The organism is Kiloniella litopenaei (genome assembly GCF_000982415.1).
Classification (GTDB): domain Bacteria; phylum Pseudomonadota; class Alphaproteobacteria; order Kiloniellales; family Kiloniellaceae; genus Kiloniella; species Kiloniella litopenaei.
Genome location: NZ_LANI01000082.1, coordinates 1 through 327, shown reverse-complemented (window position 1 = coordinate 327; position 327 = coordinate 1). Strand labels below are relative to the sequence as shown.

The window sequence follows — 327 nt, the reverse complement described above, 5'->3', positions numbered from 1 at the left end:
TTCAACGTATGAAAGCACTGGCTTCGCAGTCCCTGTCCGGTTCCGTGACAGATACTGAGCGTGCTTATATCGACGCTGAATTCCAGGCTCTTGATGATGAGATTGCCGGGATTGAAACAACAACTACCTTTAATGGTGATCCCCTGATTGACGGGAGTTACAATGAGAACTTCTTCGTTGGTCTTGGTGCAGCAGGTGTCGTAAATAATATTGCTGCTGATTTGACTTCTGTAGATGTTGCTGTCGTTGGTGGTGATGTTACATCAGCCGCTAATGCCGGTACCGCATTTACGGCGGTTACCGCTCGTATTAATACGATTGCGACTG

Annotated in this window: 1 protein-coding gene; it reads left to right on the top strand. The window is 47.4% G+C overall.

Features of this window, described 5'->3' with window-relative positions; translation table 11 throughout:
• Nucleotides 1-327 (top strand): flagellin N-terminal helical domain-containing protein (locus WH95_RS20200; RefSeq protein WP_046510257.1); only part of this gene is annotated, 327 nt, incomplete at both ends.